The sequence below is a fragment of the Phytohabitans sp. LZ39 genome (assembly GCF_059359075.1).
Genome location: NZ_JCADBM010000018.1, coordinates 157,073 through 174,935 on the forward strand (window position 1 = coordinate 157,073; position 17,863 = coordinate 174,935).

15 protein-coding genes are annotated in these 17,863 nt (G+C 72.0%); 6 read left to right on the plus strand and 9 right to left on the minus strand.

The window, feature by feature from the left end; all coding sequences use genetic code 11:
• Nucleotides 1-9: 9 nt before the first annotated feature.
• The gene (xylA, locus tag AC5L36_RS30660) at nt 10-1,197 is read right to left on the minus strand and encodes a xylose isomerase (RefSeq protein WP_441219872.1); all 1,188 of its coding nucleotides are present in this window, start codon (nt 1,195-1,197) and stop codon (nt 10-12) included.
• Nucleotides 1,198-1,271: 74 nt separating this feature from the next.
• Between xylA and AC5L36_RS30665 the strand changes: the two genes are divergently transcribed.
• Nucleotides 1,272-2,510, plus strand: a complete 1,239-nt coding sequence (locus AC5L36_RS30665; protein ID WP_441219873.1) for an ROK family protein — start codon at nt 1,272-1,274, stop codon at nt 2,508-2,510.
• 656 nt (nt 2,511-3,166) lie between these two features.
• Here the strand turns inward: AC5L36_RS30665 and AC5L36_RS30670 are convergent.
• From AC5L36_RS30670 to AC5L36_RS30680, 3 genes are all read right to left on the minus strand, one after another.
• Nucleotides 3,167-4,669, minus strand: coding sequence for a sugar transferase (locus tag AC5L36_RS30670; RefSeq protein WP_441219874.1), 1,503 nt, complete (start codon nt 4,667-4,669; stop codon nt 3,167-3,169).
• Between the two features lie 214 nt (nt 4,670-4,883).
• Nucleotides 4,884-6,620, minus strand: coding sequence for a VWA domain-containing protein (locus tag AC5L36_RS30675; RefSeq protein WP_441219984.1), 1,737 nt, complete (start codon nt 6,618-6,620; stop codon nt 4,884-4,886).
• A 207-nt stretch (nt 6,621-6,827) separates the two neighbouring features.
• Entirely contained in the window at nt 6,828-7,868 is a 1,041-nt protein-coding gene (locus AC5L36_RS30680) for a lactonase family protein (RefSeq protein ID WP_441219875.1), read from the minus strand.
• 74 nt (nt 7,869-7,942) lie between these two features.
• On the opposite strand from AC5L36_RS30680, the gene AC5L36_RS30685 reads away from it, so the two are divergent.
• The 4 genes from AC5L36_RS30685 to AC5L36_RS30700 all read left to right on the plus strand — a co-directional run bounded on the left by AC5L36_RS30685 (nt 7,943) and on the right by AC5L36_RS30700 (nt 11,627).
• The gene (locus AC5L36_RS30685; RefSeq protein WP_441219985.1) at nt 7,943-8,587 is read left to right on the plus strand and encodes a GntR family transcriptional regulator; all 645 of its coding nucleotides are present in this window, start codon (nt 7,943-7,945) and stop codon (nt 8,585-8,587) included.
• Nucleotides 8,584-9,285, plus strand: coding sequence for a (Fe-S)-binding protein (locus AC5L36_RS30690; protein ID WP_441219876.1), 702 nt, complete (start codon nt 8,584-8,586; stop codon nt 9,283-9,285). The genes AC5L36_RS30685 and AC5L36_RS30690 overlap by 4 nt, the downstream gene beginning before the upstream one ends.
• The gene (locus AC5L36_RS30695; protein WP_441219877.1) at nt 9,282-10,688 is read left to right on the plus strand and encodes a LutB/LldF family L-lactate oxidation iron-sulfur protein; all 1,407 of its coding nucleotides are present in this window, start codon (nt 9,282-9,284) and stop codon (nt 10,686-10,688) included. Before AC5L36_RS30690 ends, AC5L36_RS30695 begins: the two co-directional genes overlap by 4 nt.
• Before the next feature lie 333 nt (nt 10,689-11,021).
• On the plus strand, nt 11,022-11,627 hold the full coding sequence (locus AC5L36_RS30700) for a LutC/YkgG family protein (protein ID WP_441219878.1): 606 nt from the start codon (nt 11,022-11,024) through the stop codon (nt 11,625-11,627).
• On the opposite strand, the gene AC5L36_RS30705 is transcribed toward AC5L36_RS30700, so the two are convergent.
• Nucleotides 11,565-12,659, minus strand: coding sequence for a hypothetical protein (locus AC5L36_RS30705; RefSeq protein ID WP_441219879.1), 1,095 nt, complete (start codon nt 12,657-12,659; stop codon nt 11,565-11,567). The two genes, AC5L36_RS30700 and AC5L36_RS30705, sit on opposite strands and share 63 nt — an antisense overlap.
• Before the next feature lie 180 nt (nt 12,660-12,839).
• On the opposite strand from AC5L36_RS30705, the gene AC5L36_RS30710 reads away from it, so the two are divergent.
• Nucleotides 12,840-13,544 carry a hypothetical protein gene (locus tag AC5L36_RS30710; protein WP_441219880.1) on the plus strand — a complete coding sequence of 235 codons (705 nt, stop codon included), beginning with the start codon at nt 12,840-12,842 and terminating at the stop codon, nt 13,542-13,544.
• Here AC5L36_RS30710 and AC5L36_RS30715 read toward each other — a convergent pair.
• The 4 genes from AC5L36_RS30715 to AC5L36_RS30730 all read right to left on the minus strand — a co-directional run bounded on the left by AC5L36_RS30715 (nt 13,517) and on the right by AC5L36_RS30730 (nt 17,702).
• Nucleotides 13,517-14,113: a GTP-binding protein gene (locus AC5L36_RS30715; protein WP_441219881.1), complete on the minus strand. Its 597-nt coding sequence runs from the start codon at nt 14,111-14,113 to the stop codon at nt 13,517-13,519. The two genes, AC5L36_RS30710 and AC5L36_RS30715, sit on opposite strands and share 28 nt — an antisense overlap.
• Nucleotides 14,094-14,501 (minus strand): DUF742 domain-containing protein, encoded by a 408-nt coding sequence (locus AC5L36_RS30720; protein WP_441219986.1) that lies wholly within the window; start codon nt 14,499-14,501, stop codon nt 14,094-14,096. The genes AC5L36_RS30715 and AC5L36_RS30720 overlap by 20 nt, the downstream gene beginning before the upstream one ends.
• 79 nt (nt 14,502-14,580) lie before the next feature.
• A complete protein-coding gene (locus tag AC5L36_RS30725; RefSeq protein ID WP_441219882.1) occupies nt 14,581-15,003 on the minus strand; it encodes a roadblock/LC7 domain-containing protein in 423 nt (140 codons plus the stop codon).
• On the minus strand, nt 15,003-17,702 hold the full coding sequence (locus tag AC5L36_RS30730; RefSeq protein WP_441219883.1) for a sensor histidine kinase: 2,700 nt from the start codon (nt 17,700-17,702) through the stop codon (nt 15,003-15,005). The genes AC5L36_RS30725 and AC5L36_RS30730 overlap by 1 nt, the downstream gene beginning before the upstream one ends.
• Between the last annotated feature and the right edge of the window lie 161 nt (nt 17,703-17,863).

Genomic DNA, 17,863 nt, shown 5'->3' on the forward strand with positions numbered 1-17,863 from the left:
GCCCCGCCCTCAGCGAGCCCCGAGCGCGTGCTCGGCGGCGAGCTGGTTGAGGCGGACGAAGTGGTAGCCCTGCTCGCCCTTGGCGTCGGGGTCGAAGTCTTCCCACGCGGTGCGGTCGGCCAGCAGGTCGGCGACCGTCTCGCCCTCGCCGAGCGTGGGCTGGGACAGCTCCGCCACCTTCGCGGCGGCCAGTGCCTCCTGCACCTCGGGGTCGGCCCGGAACGCCTTGGCGCGCTCCTTGAGCAGCAGGTACATCCGCATGTTGGCCCGGGCCGACTCCCAAACGCCCTCGTAGTCCTCGGTGCGGGAGGGCTTGTAGTCGAAGTGGCGGGGGCCCTCGTAGGCCTGGCCGCCGGCCGGCCCGCCGTGCTCCAGCAGGTCGACCAGCGCGAACGCGTTGAGCAGGTCGCCGTGGCCGAAGACCAGGTCCTGGTCGAACTTGATGCCGCGCTGCCCGTTGAGGTCGATGTGGAAGAGCTTGCCGGCCCACAGCGCCTGGGCGATGCCGTGCGCGAAGTTGAGCCCGGCCATCTGCTCGTGCCCCACCTCGGGGTTGAGGCCGACCATGTCGCCGTGCTCCAGTTGGGCGATGAAGGCGAGCGCGTGACCCACCGTCGGCAGCAGGATGTCGCCGCGCGGCTCGTTGGGCTTGGGCTCCAGCGCGAAGCGGAGGCCGTAGCCGCGGTCGACGACGTACTGCGCGAGCGTGTCGACGGCCTCCCGGTAGCGGTCGAGCGCGGCCCGGACGTCCTTCGCCGAGTCGTACTCCGCGCCCTCGCGGCCACCCCACATCACGAACGTCTGCGCGCCGAGCTCGGCGGCGAGGTCGATGTTGCGCAGCACCTTGCGCAGCGCGTAGCGGCGGACCGTGCGGTCGTTGCTGGTGAAGCCGCCGTCCTTGAACACCGGGTGGGTGAAGAGGTTGGTGGTCACCATCGGGATGACCAGGCCGGTCTCGTCGAGCGCCTTGCGGAAGCGGCCGAGGATCTCGTCGCGGCTGGCATTGTCGGAGCCGAACGGCACGACGTCGTCGTCGTGGAACGTCATGCCGTATGCGCCCAGCTCGGTCAGCTTGTGGACGGCCTCGACCGGGTCGAGGGGCGCGCGGGTGGCGTCACCGAAGGGATCGCGGGCCTGCCAACCCACGGTCCAGAGGCCGAAGGAGAACTTGTCGGCGCGCGTCGGCTGGACAGACATATTGACCTCCGTGTGGCATCCACGATTTGTTCAACGGTTGAATTATTTGCCCCCACTGTGGCACTGTCAAGGGCATGACGGACGCGCCTGTACGGCAGGCCTCGCTGCGCGAGCACAACCTGGGGCTGGTGCTCCGCCAGGCCGCGAACGCCGCCCGTCCGCCCTCCCGCGCCGACATCGCCGCCGCCACAAGTCTCACCCGCGCCACCGTCTCCGCGCTGGTAGATGACCTGATCGCGGGTGGCCTGCTGACCGAGGTAGAGCCCGCGCCGAGGGCCGGCGCCGGGCGCCCCGCCGCCGGCCTTGTGCTTTCCGCGAGCGGCCCGGCCGGTCTCGGCCTGGAGATCAACGTCGACTACCTGTCGGCCTGCGTGGTGGACCTCGCCGGGACCGTCCGCCACCGGGAGGTACGCCACGCCGACCAGCGCCCCGGCCGCCCGGCCGAGGTGCTCGCCGAGGTCGCCGAGCTCGCCGCCGCGGCCCGCGCACACGCCGAGCGGCAGGGCCTGACCCTCGCCGGGGCGGCCCTCGCCGTGCCCGGACTCGTGACCCCCACCGGCCTCGTCCGCCTCGCTCCCAACCTCGGCTGGCGCGACGTGGACGTGCCCGCCGGCCTCGCACAGGGGCTGGCGGGCTCCGGTCCGCGAAGCGAAGCGACGAGGCGGGATGGCGCCGGCCCTCTGGGGCGCTCAGCCGCGCTCGACGGCCTACCGGTCACTGTGGACAACGAGGCCAACCTCGCCGCGCTGGGCGAGCTGCACGCCGGCCCGGCCGGCCCGGCCAGCTTCCTCTACGTATCCGGCGAGATCGGCATCGGCGCCGGCATCGTGCTGCACGGCACCCTCTTCCGCGGCGCCCGCGGCTGGAGCGGCGAGCTCGGTCACATGGCCGTGCGCCCGGACGGCCCCGCCTGCCGGTGCGGCGCACGCGGCTGCCTGGAGCAGTACGCCGGCCAGGAAGCCATCCTCCGCGCCGCCGGCACCGACGATTTGCTCCCACAGGCCAAGGCGGGCAACCCGGCGGTGCTGGACGCCCTCTCCGCGGCCGGCGCCGCACTCGGGGTAGCGGTAGCCGGCGTGGTCAACCTCCTCGACGTCGAGGCGGTCGTGCTCGGCGGCATCTACGCGCCACTCGCCCCTTGGCTGTGCCCCGCGGTCGAGGCCGAGATCCGCCAGCGGGTGCTGACGGCCGGCTGGTCCCCTGTGGACATACGCCCGTCGGTCCTCGGCGCCGACGCCGCCGTGGTCGGCGCCGCCGGCTCGGTGGTCCGCACCATCCACGACCACCCGGCCCGCTGGCTCACCCGCGTCTAGAGCCTTTTCGGAGTCGAGGTGGCCGGCCGATACGTTCCTTTTAGGACAAAGATTTGAGCTACCGCGACGTCCGTCGTGGTCCAGACCGCCGCTCCCGCGGCCTCACCCGTCCGCCGCCGGTCCCGCTCACCCCGTTGGGCCGCGCGGCGGTCGCTGTTTGTCCACAATGCCTGCTCCCGGGTCGGCGCTCTGGGAAAGCAACAGGGGTTTCGTCGCCGCGGGTAACCGCCGCGGCGGTGTGAGCCGCGCGAGATTCCAGATCTCGGAGAGTTAGGGCGCTATTTCAACCCTAAGCCTCCTAGATCTCGAAGTCCCGACCCATGAGCTGGTAACGCTGCGTCAGGATGGCGAAGGAAGGCCCCGCGAAGACCCCCTTCGGGGCTTGTCCCGCGGACCTGCCAGTGGACGGCCGGAGATCTCGGCTCGCCCCGCGAGCCGCCGGCCGGGAACGGTCCCCGCGGGAGCATACGGCCTCCAGCTGACGCGGACGGGGGCTCAGCATCTGGGCGGCACCGTGATCGTTAGCCCTACAGCCGTACGACACGCCGGAGACAGTGCGGGTAGTGGGCTACCGATCATCGCGGCGCGGTGGTCAGCCGCGCGTCTTTAGCGGCCTGGGTGTGTCGCGCAGAGGGTGAGCCGCCAAAGACGGTTGTCTAGTAGGCGCCTCGGCTGGCCATGACGGCGCCGATGGTCTTCCACATGATGACGACGTCGGTGGCGAGGGACCAGTTTTCGACGTAGTAGAGGTCTAGGCGCAGACCGTCCTCCCAGGACAGGTCCGAGCGGCCGCTGACCTGCCACAGGCCGGTGATGCCGGGCTTGACCAGCAGGCGGCGGGCGATGTCGCCGTCGTAGCGGGCGACCTCGGAGGGCAGCGGCGGGCGTGGGCCGACCAGGCTCATGTGGCCGACCAGCACGTTGAGCAGCTGGGGCAGCTCGTCCAATGAGTACTTGCGGAGGATGCGGCCGACGCGGGTGACCCGAGGGTCCTTGCGCATCTTGAAGAGCAGGCCATCGTGCTCGTTGTTGGCGGCCAGCTTGGCCAGCATCTCGTCGGCGTTGACCACCATGGTGCGGAACTTGTACACGCCGAACTCGCGGCCGCCCTGGCCGACGCGGATCTGCCGGAAGATGACCGGGCCCTTGCTGTCGAGCTTGATGGCCAGGGCGATCAGGAGCATCAGCGGCAGCGCGATCGTCAGGCCGAACAGCGCGGTGAACCGGTCGACGAAGCCCTTGACGATCTTGCGGGTGCCGCGGAACTCGGGCGCCTCCACGTGGATCAGCGGCAGGCCGGCGACCGGGCGGGTGTGGATCCGTGGGCCGGCGACGTCGGTGAGGGCGGGCGCGAGCACCAGGTCGATGCCGGTGCCTTCCATCTGCCAGCCGAGCCGGCGCAGGCGGGCGGCGGTCAGCTCGCCGGAAGCGGTCACCGCGACCGTGTCGACGCCGGCCGCGCGGGCGGCCTCGAGGATGCTGCGGAACGAGCCCACCACCGGCACGTCGCCGAGCCGCTGCGGCACCGGTGCGAGCAGCGCGTCCGGGATGCAGGCGCCGACCACGCGGTAGCCGGCGTACGGCTCGCGGCGGAGCGTGTGCACGAGCTCCAGCACGTGCGGGGCGTCGCCGACCACCAGCACGCGGCGGGACCAGCCGGTGCCCCGGACGCGCGCCCGGTGCAGCCACTTGCGGGCCACGTAGCGCCCGGCGACGAGGCCGATCGTGCCGGTCGCGAACGTCAGGGCCAGGAAGCCCCGGGCGACGCCGACGTTGGCCACGTAGCCGACGATCGCGATGCCGCCGGCCAGGCGGAGGCTCGCTGAGGTGACCCGGCGGTACTCGTCGGCGCCGTAGCCGAGCACGCGGTCGTCGTAGCAGCGAAGCAGCTTGAGTGAGGCGAGCCAGACCAGCACGAGGGCTGGTCCGACCACCGGGTAGGGGATCTGCGAGCCGACCGGCGCACCCCCGCCGAACGGCTCCACCACCCAGTTGAACCGGCCGAAGTAGCCCGCGAGGACGGCGAGCGAGATGATGCCGAGATCCAGCACCACCAATGCCCGCTCGTACGTGCGCAGCCTCGTGCGAAGCAGCGCACCTGTCGTTTCTAATGCCCCCGGAGCCCCCACCGGACGCGTCAGGAGAGTCGCCGACGTCACCAGCCCTCCCCCAGCTTGTTTAAGTCGACCGTGCCCTCACGGCAAGCGCCGGACCCATTTTGGGGCCGGCGGCGCCTGAGCACCAGGACATCTTGAACCCACTGCGGCACCCCGCAAGTGCTTCGGACAAAAAACTGTCAGTTCATTGCGATCAACCACCCGAACGTACATGTACGCAAGGTAGTCAATTGCCTACAACCGGTATATCCGCAGGTCAGCGGGGGGCTGCGGGGCGCAGCGCGAGGGCTTTGAGGAAGATGTCGCCGATTTTCGTCGGGTCCTTGGTGACGAAGACTCCGCCGCCTGTGACATTGGTAATCCGCTTGAGCTGACCCTCGTCGACGCCGTCGCCGATGCCCAAGATGATCACCTGGACGGGCTTCTTCGGGTCGGCGAGATCCTTCAGCTGGGCCAGCAGGGCCTGCTCGCTGATGCCGTTGGCGTCGTCGTTCTTACCGTCCGTGAACATGACGATCGAGTTGACCCGGTCGGCCGCCCAGCCGTCCTGGACTTCCTTGTACGCCGCGAGCATCGTGTCGTAGAGCCCGGTGTCGCCGTCGGACTTCGGCTCGATGGACTTCAGGGCGGCGAGCGCCTGCGATCGGTTGCTGCTCAGTGGACCGATCGGCACGAGCTCGAGCCAGTCTTTGCCGCCGTCGAGCTGAGTGGAGAACGTCCACAGGCCGAGCGCCCACGAGTCGTCGAAGAGGCCGAGCCCGGCCTGGGCCGCCGCGAGCGTCACCGCCATCCGGGTGGCGTTGCGGGCCTCGGGCACCGTCTCCAGCATCGAGCCGGAAACGTCCATGACGGCGAGCATGCGGCCCGGCGCGGTGACGGCCGTCCAGGTGGCCAGCGAGCGGTCGAGCGCGAGCGGGTCGAGGTCGCCGGCCGCCTTGCCGCCGGCGTTGGGCGTCGGGGACGGCGGCCCGCCGGCCGGGCTGGGCGCGCCGGTGGGCGGCGCGAAGCCGGTCCCCCACGTGCCGTCGGGCGAGCGGAGGCCCTGCGCGCCGAGCCGGTCGCGGAAGGTGCCGCTGTCGAGCGCGTCGTGGACCGCCTCGGCCGCGGCCGCCTTGGCCGGGTCGACTCCCGGCATGATCGCGAACGGGTAGTCGAGCGGGGTCGGCGTCGGCTCGACGTAGAGCGCGGCGAGCGGCACCGGCGGCTTCTTCGCGTTGTACGCGATGACGTCCTTTTCGGACAGTGGCGCCACGCTGAGCCCGGAGGCGAGCGAGGCGGCGTCGGAGGCCTGTGGAAACTTGGCCACCAGGTCGTCACGGAGCGCCGAGCGCCCGATGGCCAGCGACCGCAGGGCGGCGGTCTGCGCCTGCCTGTTGCTGCCCGCGCCGGCCGCCGCGCTGAGCGAGAGCAGCCCGGAGAGGCCGGCCGCGTCGCGGGTCGGCTCGACGATCCCGGTGCGCAGGCCGGTGCCGGTGGTCATCTGCTTGAGCAGGTCGGCCCAGCCCACCTTCTTTTCCGGCCAGCCGAGGCTCTCGGCGAGCGGCTCCGGCATCGCGGCCACCACCGGGCTGCGCGCGACCGACCCACCGTCTGAGGGGGTGAAGCCGGGCGCCAGGGTCTTGAGCCGCACCAGCCAGGTCGAGGAGTCGGGCAGCCACACGTCGGGCAGCTCCAGCGTGCCGTTGGCGCTGCCGACTCCGGCGAGGCCGACGCTGTGCTGCGCCGCGATCACCGCCGCCACGTCGACCGAGTTGACCTCGCTGACGTCGACCGCCACGCAGGTGCCGTCGACCGAGCCGCCGTCCGCGCGCCAAGCGTCCACCGTGGAACGCACAGCGGGTGCGATCTCGGGTGAGGCGGCGACGGCAAGCTTCACCTCGCCGGTGCACCGGGAGCCGACGAGCTCTCGATATCCGAACCACGAGCCACCCACGACGAGGACAAGCGCCACCGCCACAGCGATGGCGCCTGCTCCGCGGTAGTTGCTACGCATGCGATGGCGGCCTGGCACGGTCCCCATCCTGCTGACGCTTCCTGCACATCGCCAGGTACGTTCGGCCGAAAGTTACGGATCAGGGACCTTCTGGTTGATATTCGGTCACGTGGCGTAGCTGTATAGCGCCGGTGCGTTTTGGGAATCCCCCATATACCGGGGCAATCCACAATCGTTCAAGAGAGGCGCTTCATTCGCGATATCGGCCTATAAGGACTTAGCGGGCAAAACGCAGGTAGGGCTCGGCAGATCGAGTACCCTGCCCGGCTCCTGCGGGACGCCGGAGTCCCGATCCAGGTGGAAACCGACCACCGCGTGCGAGCGCTCGTTGGCCACGTACAGGTGCTCGCCCACCACCGCGAAGTGCCGCGGCCAGTGGCCACCGGTCGGCACCTCGGCCAGGTATGCGAGGGCGTCGTCGGCGAGCGAGAACACCGAGACCGTGTCGATCCCGCGGTTGGCGACGTAGAGGAAGCGGCCGTCGGGGCGCACCGCGATCTCAGAGGGCTGCGCCCCGGTGAGCCGGGTGGTGGCCATCCGGCCGCGCTCGTGCAGCACACCGGCGGCGCCGTCGATGTCGTAGGCGGTCACGGTCGCGTCGAGCTCGCCCACCAGGTAGGCGCGCTTGCCGTCCGGGTGGCGGGCGATGTGTCGCGGCCCCATGCCGGCGTGCACGTGGATCCGCGGCCCGATCGGCACGAGACGGCCGGTGGCGGCCTCCAACTCGTACCGGTAGACGGCGTCGGTGCCCAGGTCGATCACGAGGATCGCGCCGCCGCCCGGATTGGGTGAGGCCATGTGGGCGTGCGCCCGCTCCTGCCGCTCGGGGTTGGGGCCCTTGCCGTCGTGCACCAGCAGGTCGGTGCGCTCACCCAGCGCGCCGTCGTCACCCAGCCGGTGTACGGCCACGCTCCCGCTCGTGTAGTTAGTGCTCACGAGGTATCGCCCGCCGGGCGCCACGACGAGGTGGCAGGGGTGGGCGCCGCCGGTGGCGCCGGTGCCGAGGGAGCGCAGGTCGGTCTCGCCATCCACGGCCCAGGCGTGCACCTCGCCCTCCTCGACCTCGCTCGTCGAGTAGAGCACCGGGAGAGTCGGGTGCCAGGCGAGGAACGAGGGCGACTGGGTGCGCGCCACCACGCCCAGCGAGTCGAGCCGGCCGGTCGCCGGGTCACGCCGCACGGCGGTGATGCCCGTGCCTTCCCCGCCCATCTCCGCCGTGTAGCACCCGATGTAGAGGAGTCCGGTCACGCTCTGATCCAACCAGACGACCACCGGTTGATCTAGCGTCTGCAGATCGTATAGGATCTACGATCGTGGTGACGATGAGGCCGGCCCGGCGACTGACCCTCACCGAGGACGTGTACGCGTCGGTGCAGGCGCTGATCATGGACCACGCCGTCGCGCCCGGCGCCCGGATCAACATCGACGCCCTCGCCCGCCAGCTGGAGGTCTCACCCACGCCGGTGCGCGAGGCGCTCGCCCGGCTGGAGGCCGACGGGCTGGTCCGCAAGCGCCCGCTGGCCGGATACACGGCCGCGCCGCTGCTCACCCGCGACGAGTTCGAGGAGCTGGTGGAGATGCGGCTCATCCTGGAGCCGCCGGCGGCGAGCCGTGCCGCCGGTGTGACCGCGGCGTCCGATGTGGACCGGCTCCGCGCCGAGGCCGACCTCCCCGACCCGCAGCCGGGAATCGCCGCTTTCACCGCGCAGGACGCCCGCTTCCACAACCTCGTCGCCGAGCTCTCCGCCAACCGCATGCTGCACGAGGCCGTGGTGCGGCTCCGCTCGCACCTGCACCTCTTCCGGCTCCACTTCCCGCCGGCCCACTACGGGATCAGCGCGGAGGAGCACCACCGCGTGGTCGACGCGATCGCCGCGCGCGACCCGGAGCGCGCGGGAGCGGCCATGCGCGCGCACATCACCGCCGCCCGGGAGCGGCATCTCCCCTACTTCGGGAGGCCCGCGTGAAAGTCGCGCTCTTCGTCACCTGCGTCAACGACCTCGTCTTCCCCGGCACCGGCCGCGCGGTGGTCCAGATCCTGGAGCGGCTCGGCCACACCGTGGAGTTTCCCGCCGAGCAGGGCTGCTGCGGCCAGATGCACGCCAACAGCGGCTACCGCGAAGAGGCGCTGCCGCTGGTGGCCAACTACGCCAAGACCTTCGACGGGTACGACGCGGTGGTCTGCCCGTCCGGCTCGTGCGTGGCGATGGTCCGCGACTGGTACCCCAAGCTGGTGCCCGGTGCCGCCGGGGTGGCCGCCCGTACGTACGAGCTGTCCGAGCTGCTGGTCGACGTGCTCGGCGTGACCGACGTGGGCGCGGTGTTCCCGCACAAGGTGACGTACCACCCCACCTGCCACGGCCTGCGCATGCTCCGCCTCGGCGACCGGCCGCGGCGGCTGCTGGAGGCGGTCCGCGACCTGGATCTCGTCGACCTGCCCGGCGCGGAGGAGTGCTGCGGCTTCGGCGGCACGTTCGCGATGAAGAACGCCGGCGTATCGGGCGCCATGCTCGCCGACAAGTGCCGCTCCATCGTGGACACCGGCGCCGCGTACGTGGCGGCGGTCGACAACTCGTGCCTCGCGCACATCGGCGGCGGCCTGTCCCGCGGCGGTGGCCCGGCCAAGCCGATCCACTACGCCGAGATCCTGGCGGCGACCTCATGAGTGGCATCGTCGCGAAGCGACCGTTTCCGGCGGCGGCGCGCAAGGAGCTGGCCGACGCGCAGCTGCGCGCCAACCTCCGCAAGGCCACCCACACGATCCGCGACAAGCGGCTGCGCGTGGTCGGCGAGGTGCCCGATTGGGAGGCGCTGCGCCGCTCCGGCGCGGCCGTCAAGGACGACGTGCTGAGCCGCCTGCCCGAGCTGCTCGAACAGTTCGAGGCGGCGGCCACGGCGGCCGGCGCGACGGTCCACTGGGCCCGCGACGCGGCCGAGGCCTGCGCGGTGGTCACCGGGCTGGTGCGCGACACCGGCGCCGCCGAGGTCGTCAAGGTGAAGTCGATGGTCACCCAGGAGATCGGCCTCAACGAAGCGCTGGAGGCGGCCGGCATCGCGGCGGTGGAGACCGACCTGGCCGAGCTGATCGTCCAGCTCGCCGGCGACACCCCCTCGCACATCCTGGTGCCGGCGATCCACTACAACCGCTCGCAGATCCGCGACATCTTCAAGCGCAACGGCCTCTCGGCGTTGACCGACGACCCGCCCGCGCTGGCCGAGGCGGCACGGCGGCACCTGCGCGCCAAGTTCCTCTCCGCGCGGGTGGGCATCTCGGGCGCCAACTTCGCGGTCGCCGAGTCCGGCACGCTCGTGGTGGTCGAGTCCGAGGGCAACGGCCGGATGTGCCTCACGCTCCCGGAGACGCTCATCTCGGTCGTGGGCATCGAGAAGATCGTGCCGACGTTCCGCGACCTGGAGGTCTTCCTCCAGCTGCTGCCGCGCTCCTCGACGGGCGAGCGGATGAACCCGTACACGTCACTGTGGACCGGCGTCACGCCCGGCGACGGGCCGCAGACCGTCCACATCGTCCTCGTCGACAACGGACGCACGGACACCCTCGCCGATGACGTGGGTCGGCAGGCGCTGCGCTGCATCCGCTGCTCCGCCTGCCTCAACGTCTGCCCGGTGTACGAGCGGGTCGGCGGCCACGCCTACGGCTCCGTCTACCCTGGACCGATCGGCGCGATCCTCTCCCCGCAGATGAGCGGCGAGGGCGCCAACCACACCCTGCCGTACGCGTCCACGCTCTGTGGCGCCTGCTACGACGCCTGCCCGGTGCGGATCAACATCCCGGAGGTGCTGGTCCACCTGCGACAGACCGGCCCGCACCCGCCGGCCGAGCGGGCCGCGATGCGCGCGCTGTCGTGGGTGATGCGCGACCGCCGCCGCTACACCGCGGCCCTCCGCGCCGCCCGCCGCGGCGCCGCCCCGGTGCGCTGGGTGGCCGGCCGCCGCGGCACGGTGCGCCACCTTCCGTGGCCCCTGTCGAAGTGGACGTCCACACGGGACGCTCCCCTGCCTGCGAAGCAGACCTTCCGCGAGTGGTGGGCCAATGAACGCGGCGCCTAATCCCACGACAGCCCTCAAGACTCGAAGAAGAACAGAAGCATTGAGCTACCGCGATGTCCGTCGTGGTCCAGACCGTTGCGCGGGGTCCCCGGGGAAACGTGGAGCGCAGCGGAGCGTTTTCTTGGGGTGCATTTCCCGCGGCCTCACCCGTCCGCTGTTGGTTGAGGCGTCGCTTCGCGACGCCGTTCGGGCTTGCCCCGCGGACATGGCAGCGGAGGTCGGGGATTTCGGCTCGCTCCGCGAGCCGCCGACCTGCGCGGTCTCCGGCGGGAGCAGCGGTCCGCAGGTGACGCGGACCGGGAAATGTTCTCATGAATATCCGGCGGTGGGCCCATGAGTGCGCGTGACGAGGTGTTGCGGCGGGTGCGGGCGGCGCGGCCGAGCACGGCCGTCACCGTGCCGCGGGAGTACCGGGCCGTCGACGGCGACACCGACCTCGTGGATCTGCTCGTGGACCGGCTGCTCGACTACAAGGCGACCGTGCGGCGGTGCGGCGCGGACGGGCTGGGCGGCGCGGTCGGCGAGCTGCTGAGCGGCGCCTCGGCCGTGGTCACGCCGGCCGGTGTGCCGGACGCCTGGCTCGCCGGATACCAGGGCGATGTCTTGCGAGAACCGCTCGCGGTGGCCGACCTCGACGCGCCCGGGGTGGCAGTGCTGACCGGATGTGCCGTCGCGATCGCGCGCACCGGGACGCTGGTGCTGGACGCGGGGCCGGACCAGGGGCGGCGCGCGCTCACGCTGGTGCCCGACCACCACGTCTGCGTCGTCCACAGCGGACAGATCGTGGGCGGGGTGCCGGAGGCGCTGGCCCGGCTGGCAGACCCCACGCGGCCGCTCACGCTGGTCTCCGGGCCCTCGGCGACGAGCGACATCGAGCTAAACCGGGTCGAGGGCGTGCACGGGCCGCGGCGGCTCGACGTCGTCCTGGTGGTGGATTGACGTTACCTCGCCACGCAGGCGGGGCTGGTCGGCGCAGATCTTCTTGAGCAGCGCGACGATCGGGCGCAGGTGGTTGGGGCGGGGGTTGGCCGTCGTCACGTGCACCTCCAGCGTCAGCCGCTCGGTCTCGTGGTGCAGCGGCACCCACTTGGAGTGCTCCACGCCCGCACCGCCGAAGCGCATGCCGGGCTTGTAGATGAGCGCGATGTCCGACGGCGCCAGGACGAGCGGGCTGGCCAGGCCGCACTCGTGCAGCAGGGCGACCCGCTCGATGACACTGCCGATCTCGTACGTGGCGCTGGCCACCCGCCGCTCCTCGCCCGGGTCCTCGATCCGGTTGGCGGCGATCCGCTCCTCCAGCAGGATGCGTGCGCGCGAGTCCTTGGGCGGCACGTGCGAGACGCTGCGCACGAACTCGGCCAGCGGCATCGCGTCGCCCGGGTACTCGGCCGGCACCAGCACCTCCAGCTGCGACTCGTACAGCAGGTCGGACTGGAGCTCCTCGCGAAACTCGGCGGGTGGCGGCTGGCCGATCGCGAGGTGGTACGTGCCTGTGGTGAGCGGCCAGAAGGCCTGGTCGAAGAAGGACTCGTTGCCGCGGTCGCTCTGCTTGAGCTCCTCGATGCCGACCTTCTCCTCACCTGCCGGGTGCTGGGCGAGCGTCTCGACGTAGAGGGTCTTGACGATCGTGGCGTGGTGCGGGAGGCAGACCAGCCGGGTCACGTCCGACTCGGCGAGACGGCCCCGCTCCTCCTGGTACAGGCTGCGAACGCGTTCGCAGAATCGCTGGAAGCGCTGGCCGCGGACGGTCAGCTCCGCCTTGCCGCGCGGTCCCACGCCCTCGCGCAGCGCGGGGCGCCCCAGCCACCTGTTGATCTTCAGGAGGATGGTGCGCACGCCCTCGACGGTGATGTGCTCGTCGTACCGGTCGGCGAGCAGCCGCACGGCACGCTGCCGGGTGCCGGCCTCCACCACCGCCATGAAGACGACGCAGTCCCACTCGTCCGGCGCGCGGTCCCTCACCTTTCCCACAGCGGAAAGTTACGGCCCACACACGGCCTGCTTAGGTGATTTGCGGTACAGCGGCGTGGCTCCCGACAAGCGGAGCTTGCCGAGCGCAACAAATAGTTCTTCCGATCTTGGCCGAACCCGCGCCGCCAGGCACCGCCGAAAACCGGCCGCGATAATCGCCGCAACAGGTACAAAGCGGATGTGTTCGCCCGGCCGAGCTGGCACTCGCTCATCTTCTACGTCGGGGCCGCCAACGTGGCTCGGACGCTGCTCGCCCGTTGCCAAGGCGACCCCGAGCCGCACGCACACGTCGGCGTGTACGCGCTCTGCGCCGCGCTGGCCGTCCTCGTCGCCCGGCTCGTGGAGCGGGCCCGCAGCGCGCTCACCTCACGGGTGTGGAGCGCGTGCCTCGGCATGACCGGCCTGCTCTACGCCACGCTGCACGGCGACATCCACCCCTGGGCGCCGGTGCCGGCGGCGGCGCTGCTCCTCGCGGCAGTGTGCGCGGGCGAGCTCGGCTACCGGCTCAGGGGCACCCGCCGCCCCTCCTGGCACGCGGTCATCTTCTTCGTCGCGTCCTCCGGCGTGAGCCGCACGGTGCTGGTGGCGTACGGCGCCAGCCTGCCCCTGCTCGTCCACTGTGGCGCGTACCTGCTGTGCCTGGGCTTCGCGCTGGTGGCGGGCGGCATCATGCGGCGGGTCGAGAGCCCGCTGACGCCGCGCGTACACAGTGGGAGCCTCGGCCTCACCGGGCTGCTGCTCGCGTCCGCGCACGCGGAGACGCCGGCCCACGCGCCGGTCGCGGTCACCGCGCTGGTCCTCGGTGCGACCTGCGTGGGAGAGCTGGCCTACCGCCGTCGCAGCCTCTCGCGACGGAGTCAGGCCGGCACGGGGTGGCCGTGGTAGCCGGCCACGTGCTCGACGAGCGCGATCAGCACCAGCTTGCCGGACTGCCGCTCGCGCACGTCGCAGAGCACCACCGGCACGTCACGGTCGAGGTCGAGCGCCTGCCGCACCGCGTCCGCGGTGTAGCGGCGGGCGCCGTCGAAGCAGTTGACGCCCACGACGAACGGGATGCCGTGCCGCTCGAAGTAGTCGACGGAGGGAAAGCTGTCGGCCAGCCGGCGGGTGTCGGCGAGCACCACGGCGCCGAGCGCGCCGTACGCCAGCTCGTCCCAGAGAAACCAGAAGCGGTCCTGCCCGGGTGTGCCGAAGAGGTACACCTGGAGATCCTCGTTGATGGTGATGCGACCGAAGTCCATCGCGACCGTGGTGGTGCGCTTGCCCTCGACGCCCGCCAGGTTGTCGGTGCCGATGCTGGCGTGGGTGATTACCTCCTCGGTGTGCAAAGGTCGGATCTCGCTCACCGCACCCACCAAAGTGGACTTGCCAGCGCCGAACCCGCCCGCGATGAGTATCTTCAGCGCGAGCGGGATCCGCCGATCGGCGTCGAGGTCAGAGTGCCCGTAGTCCATTCACCACCGCCTGGAGGACGTCGTCTTCGGGGAAGTGGGCCGCCGTGGACGGCTCGTGCATCGCGATGAGACCGGCCGCGAGGAGGTCGCCGAGCAGCACCCGGACGACCCCGAGGACCAGGTTGAGCCCGGCGGCCAGCTCGGCCACCGACACGGGATCCTCGGCCATCGCGAGGATCGCGCGGTGTTCGGGTTGCAGGTAGGCGGCGTCCGGCGAACCCGCGGCACCCGGTGCCGCGAGGACGAACGCCATCAGGTCGAACCCACCGGTCACCGGCCGCACCCGGCCACCGGTCACCGTGTACGGACGGACTACCGGCCCGGCATCTTCGTCGAGCCAGTCGTGCTGGGCCTCGGGGGCCGGCGACGTCCGATCCGAGGAGCGCAGCGGCGAGGACGGACGGAGGCGGCCGTCCCCGGGGCCAACGCGCGCGGCCCGCGCGTCAGCCGGCTCAGCCCCGGAGGCCTCACCCCGCATCGGAGGGCACCGTCGGGTGGCGCATGGGTGTGCTCATGTTTTGCCCCACCCGCGCGACCAGCATCGCCATCTCATATGCGATCAAGCCAATGTCCGAGTCGATGCCGGCCAGCAGCGCCAGGCACGCACCGCGCCCGGCGGCCGTGACGAAGAGGTACGCCCCCTCCATCTCGACCACGGTCTGCCGCACCGGCCCGGTCTCGAAGTGGCGGCTCGCACCCTTGGCCAGGCTCTGGAAGCCGGCGGCCATGGCGGAGAGGTGCTCGGCGTCTTCTCGGGTCAGGCCGTGCGACGAGCCCATCAGCAGCCCGTCGGCGGAGAGCACCACGGCGTGGTGCGCGGACGGCACCCGCTCGATGAGATCGTCGAGCAGCCAGTTGAGTCTGGCGGCCGGGCTGGTCGTCGACACCACTACTTGTCTCCTTCCGGCTCGGCGGGCGGCTCACCATTGTCGCCTGCCGGCCCGACGTCGTCCGCGGCCAGCTTGCCGTGCCCGTTGGCGTCCGCGGGTGGCTTGTCGCCGACCGGGAACGCCTCCGCGCCGGCGACTCCGGGCTTGCGGGTGGGCAGTCCGTCGCCGGTCTTGCGGCGCGGCAGCCCGCCGCCCGTGGACCTGCGGGCGGGAGGTCCCTCCGCACCGGCCCGCCGGGAGGGTGGGGCGTCGGTGGCCCGCTTGCGGCGGGGCAGGCCGTCGACCACCTCGGGCGCCTCGCCGGTGGCCGCCGCGGGCGGGGGGACGACCGCGCCCGGCGGTGGCGACGCGGTGCCCCGGGCGAGCGGCACGGGCCCGGCCGGAGCGTCTGCGCCACCCCTCCGCGCCAGCGGCACGGCACCGGGCGGCCGGCTCGGCGGTATCGCGTCGGCGTCGCGGCGGCCGCGGGCGGTGCCGGCCTGGAGGGCGGCCATGGTGGCGCGGGCCTGCTCGGCGGTGCGCGGCGGCGGCTCCGCGTCGGCCCGGTCGAGCGTGAGCGGGCCGGCCGGCTCGCCGCGCAGCTGCGGCGCCAGGCTCGCCTGGCGCACGCGCTTGGGCAGCCCATCCGGCCCCGCCGTGAGCGACGCGTCGGTGGGCTCCTCCGGCTCGATGACGGGAGCGGGCACCAGCACCGGGCGGGCCACCGCCTCCAGCGAGCGGCGCGGCCCCGAGTCGATGCTGGCGAGCGCTCGGGCCCGGCGCACCCGGCGGGTCTCGGCACCGGCCGGGCCGGCCGGCAGCGCGGCCGGCTCGTCGCGCGGGGTGACGAGGTCGGGCGGAACGAGCACGACGGCGGTGACCCCACCGTACGGCGAGCTGCGCAGCTGGATCTTCACACCGTGGCGCGCGCCGAGCTGGGCCACCACGAACAGGCCCAGCCGAGCGCTGTTGGCCGGATCGAAGTCGGGCGGCCGGCTCAGCTTGCGATTGGCCTCGCCGATCGCCTCTGGCGTCATGCCGAGCCCGCGGTCTTCGATCTCGACCGCGTACCCATTGGGCACCGAAGCGCCGGTGACCTGCACCTTCGTCTCCGGCGGCGAGTACGACGTCGCGTTTTCGATCAGCTCGGCGAGCAGGTGGATCAGGTCGCCGACCGCGCGGCCGGCGATGTCGGCGGGCTCGGCCTTGGTGATCGCGACCCGGGAGTAATCCTCCACTTCGGACACCGCACCGCGGATCACGTCCATCACGCCGACCGGGTTTCGCCAGCCGCGGCCCGGCGCGGAGCCGGCGAGGATGACGAGGTCTTCGGCGTGCCGCCGCATGCGGGTGGCGAGATGGTCGACGCGGAAGAGGTTTTCCAGCTCGTCCGGGTCGGTGCTCCGGCGCTCCATCGAGTCGAGCAGCGCCAGCTGGCGATGCAGGAGCGCCTGGCTGCGCCGGGCGATGTTGAGGAACACCTCGTTGAAGCCCTGCCGCAGCGTCGACTCGTCGACCGCGGCCTGCACGGCGGTGCGCTGCGCCTCGGTGAACGCCCGGCCGAGCTGGCCGATCTCGTCGCTGCCGTACTCCAGCGGGGGCGCCTCCTCGGCGACGTCGACCTCCTCGCCGCGCCGCAGCCGGGCGACAACCCCGGGCAGCCGCCGGTCGGCCAGGTCGATCGCGCTCTCCCGCAGGCTGCTGAGGCGCCGGATCAGCGACCGGCCCACGCGCAGGGAGATCAGCAGCGACAGGGCGATCGCGGCGAGGCCGAGGAGGCCGGCGAGCGCCAGGCGGAGCAGCACACCGACGGCGACCGGCGTGGCCCGCTCGGCGAGCGCGTCGGCGCTGGAGAGCTCGAACTCGCGCAGCTGGCGCACGGCCGGCTCGTACGCGCTCTGCCAGGACGCGGCGGTGATCGGCAGGGCCTGACCGTCGCGCCCCTGTGCGATCACGCGGTCTTCGAGCCCGCGGAGCCGGGTGAACGCCTCGCCCTCGGTCATCCGCTGGTAGGCGACCCGCTCGGCGTCCGGCAGCGCGGGCAGGGCCTGGGCGAACAGAAAGCGGTGGGCGCCGATGATCTGCACCAGCTGGGCATGCTCGCCGCCGGAGAACCTGCCGGCCGCGAACGCACCCGCCAGCAGCGCGTCGGACTGCCCGAGCACCTCGCGGGCCCGGCCCAACGCGGTGATCGCGCGGGCCTCGCGGTTGAGGTCGTCGTCGTCGACGTCCGCGATGATCTCGAAGACCCGGAACCCGCCGTCGATCACACCGCTGTACAGCCCGAGCGCGCCGGCCTGGTCCATTTCCCGCCGGTCGATGAAGCCGCGGCCGGTGGGCAGCAGGTCGAGCGAAGTGAAGAGCTGGTCGAGGTGGCTGCGGAGCCGGCCCTCGGCGGTGTCGTGCAGGTCGGGGCTGCCGGCCCGGCGGCGAAACTCGGCCACCGCGGCGTCGGTGCGATTGCGCTGCTCGCCGAGCGCCGGCAGCTCGCCCTTGCCGGCGAGGTAGACGAGTGAGAGCCGCCGCTCGCGCTGTAGCTCGGCCACCATGCTTTCGCCCGGCCTGCCCACCTCGTCGAGGAGCTTTTGCGCCCCGAGCAGGGCCAATGCGGGGCCGACCGTGAGCGTCGTGGTGAATATCCAGAGCGCCAAAAGGGCGGCGAGGGGCACGGTGACCAGGGCGATAATCTTCGCGCGGATCGACCAGTTGCCTGTATTCATGAGACCTCGCCCGACGGGGGTACGGTACGGCAGCCTTGGGCAGGATACATTGCCCCCGCAAGTATCAAGGTGCCCCTTCTCGCGCGAAATGAGCACCGAAGATCAACGCTAATCGCGCCGAGATTTTGCCGGCTCGGGGATTGTTGATCATGGTTGAGCGG

Excerpts from the sequence above, each read along its gene's own strand:
- AC5L36_RS30665 (WP_441219873.1), top strand. The coding sequence starts at position 1,272 with ATGACGGACGCGCCTGTACGGCAGGCCTCGCTGCGCGAGCACAACCTG.
- AC5L36_RS30715 (WP_441219881.1), bottom strand. The coding sequence starts at position 14,113 with ATGGACTACGGGCACTCTGACCTCGACGCCGATCGGCGGATCCCGCTC.
- AC5L36_RS30730 (WP_441219883.1), bottom strand. The coding sequence starts at position 17,702 with ATGAATACAGGCAACTGGTCGATCCGCGCGAAGATTATCGCCCTGGTC.
- AC5L36_RS30695 (WP_441219877.1), top strand. The coding sequence starts at position 9,282 with ATGAGTGGCATCGTCGCGAAGCGACCGTTTCCGGCGGCGGCGCGCAAG.
- AC5L36_RS30700 (WP_441219878.1), top strand. The coding sequence starts at position 11,022 with ATGAGTGCGCGTGACGAGGTGTTGCGGCGGGTGCGGGCGGCGCGGCCG.
- AC5L36_RS30685 (WP_441219985.1), top strand. The coding sequence starts at position 7,943 with ATGAGGCCGGCCCGGCGACTGACCCTCACCGAGGACGTGTACGCGTCG.
- AC5L36_RS30675 (WP_441219984.1), bottom strand. The coding sequence starts at position 6,620 with ATGCGTAGCAACTACCGCGGAGCAGGCGCCATCGCTGTGGCGGTGGCG.
- xylA (WP_441219872.1), bottom strand. The coding sequence starts at position 1,197 with ATGTCTGTCCAGCCGACGCGCGCCGACAAGTTCTCCTTCGGCCTCTGG.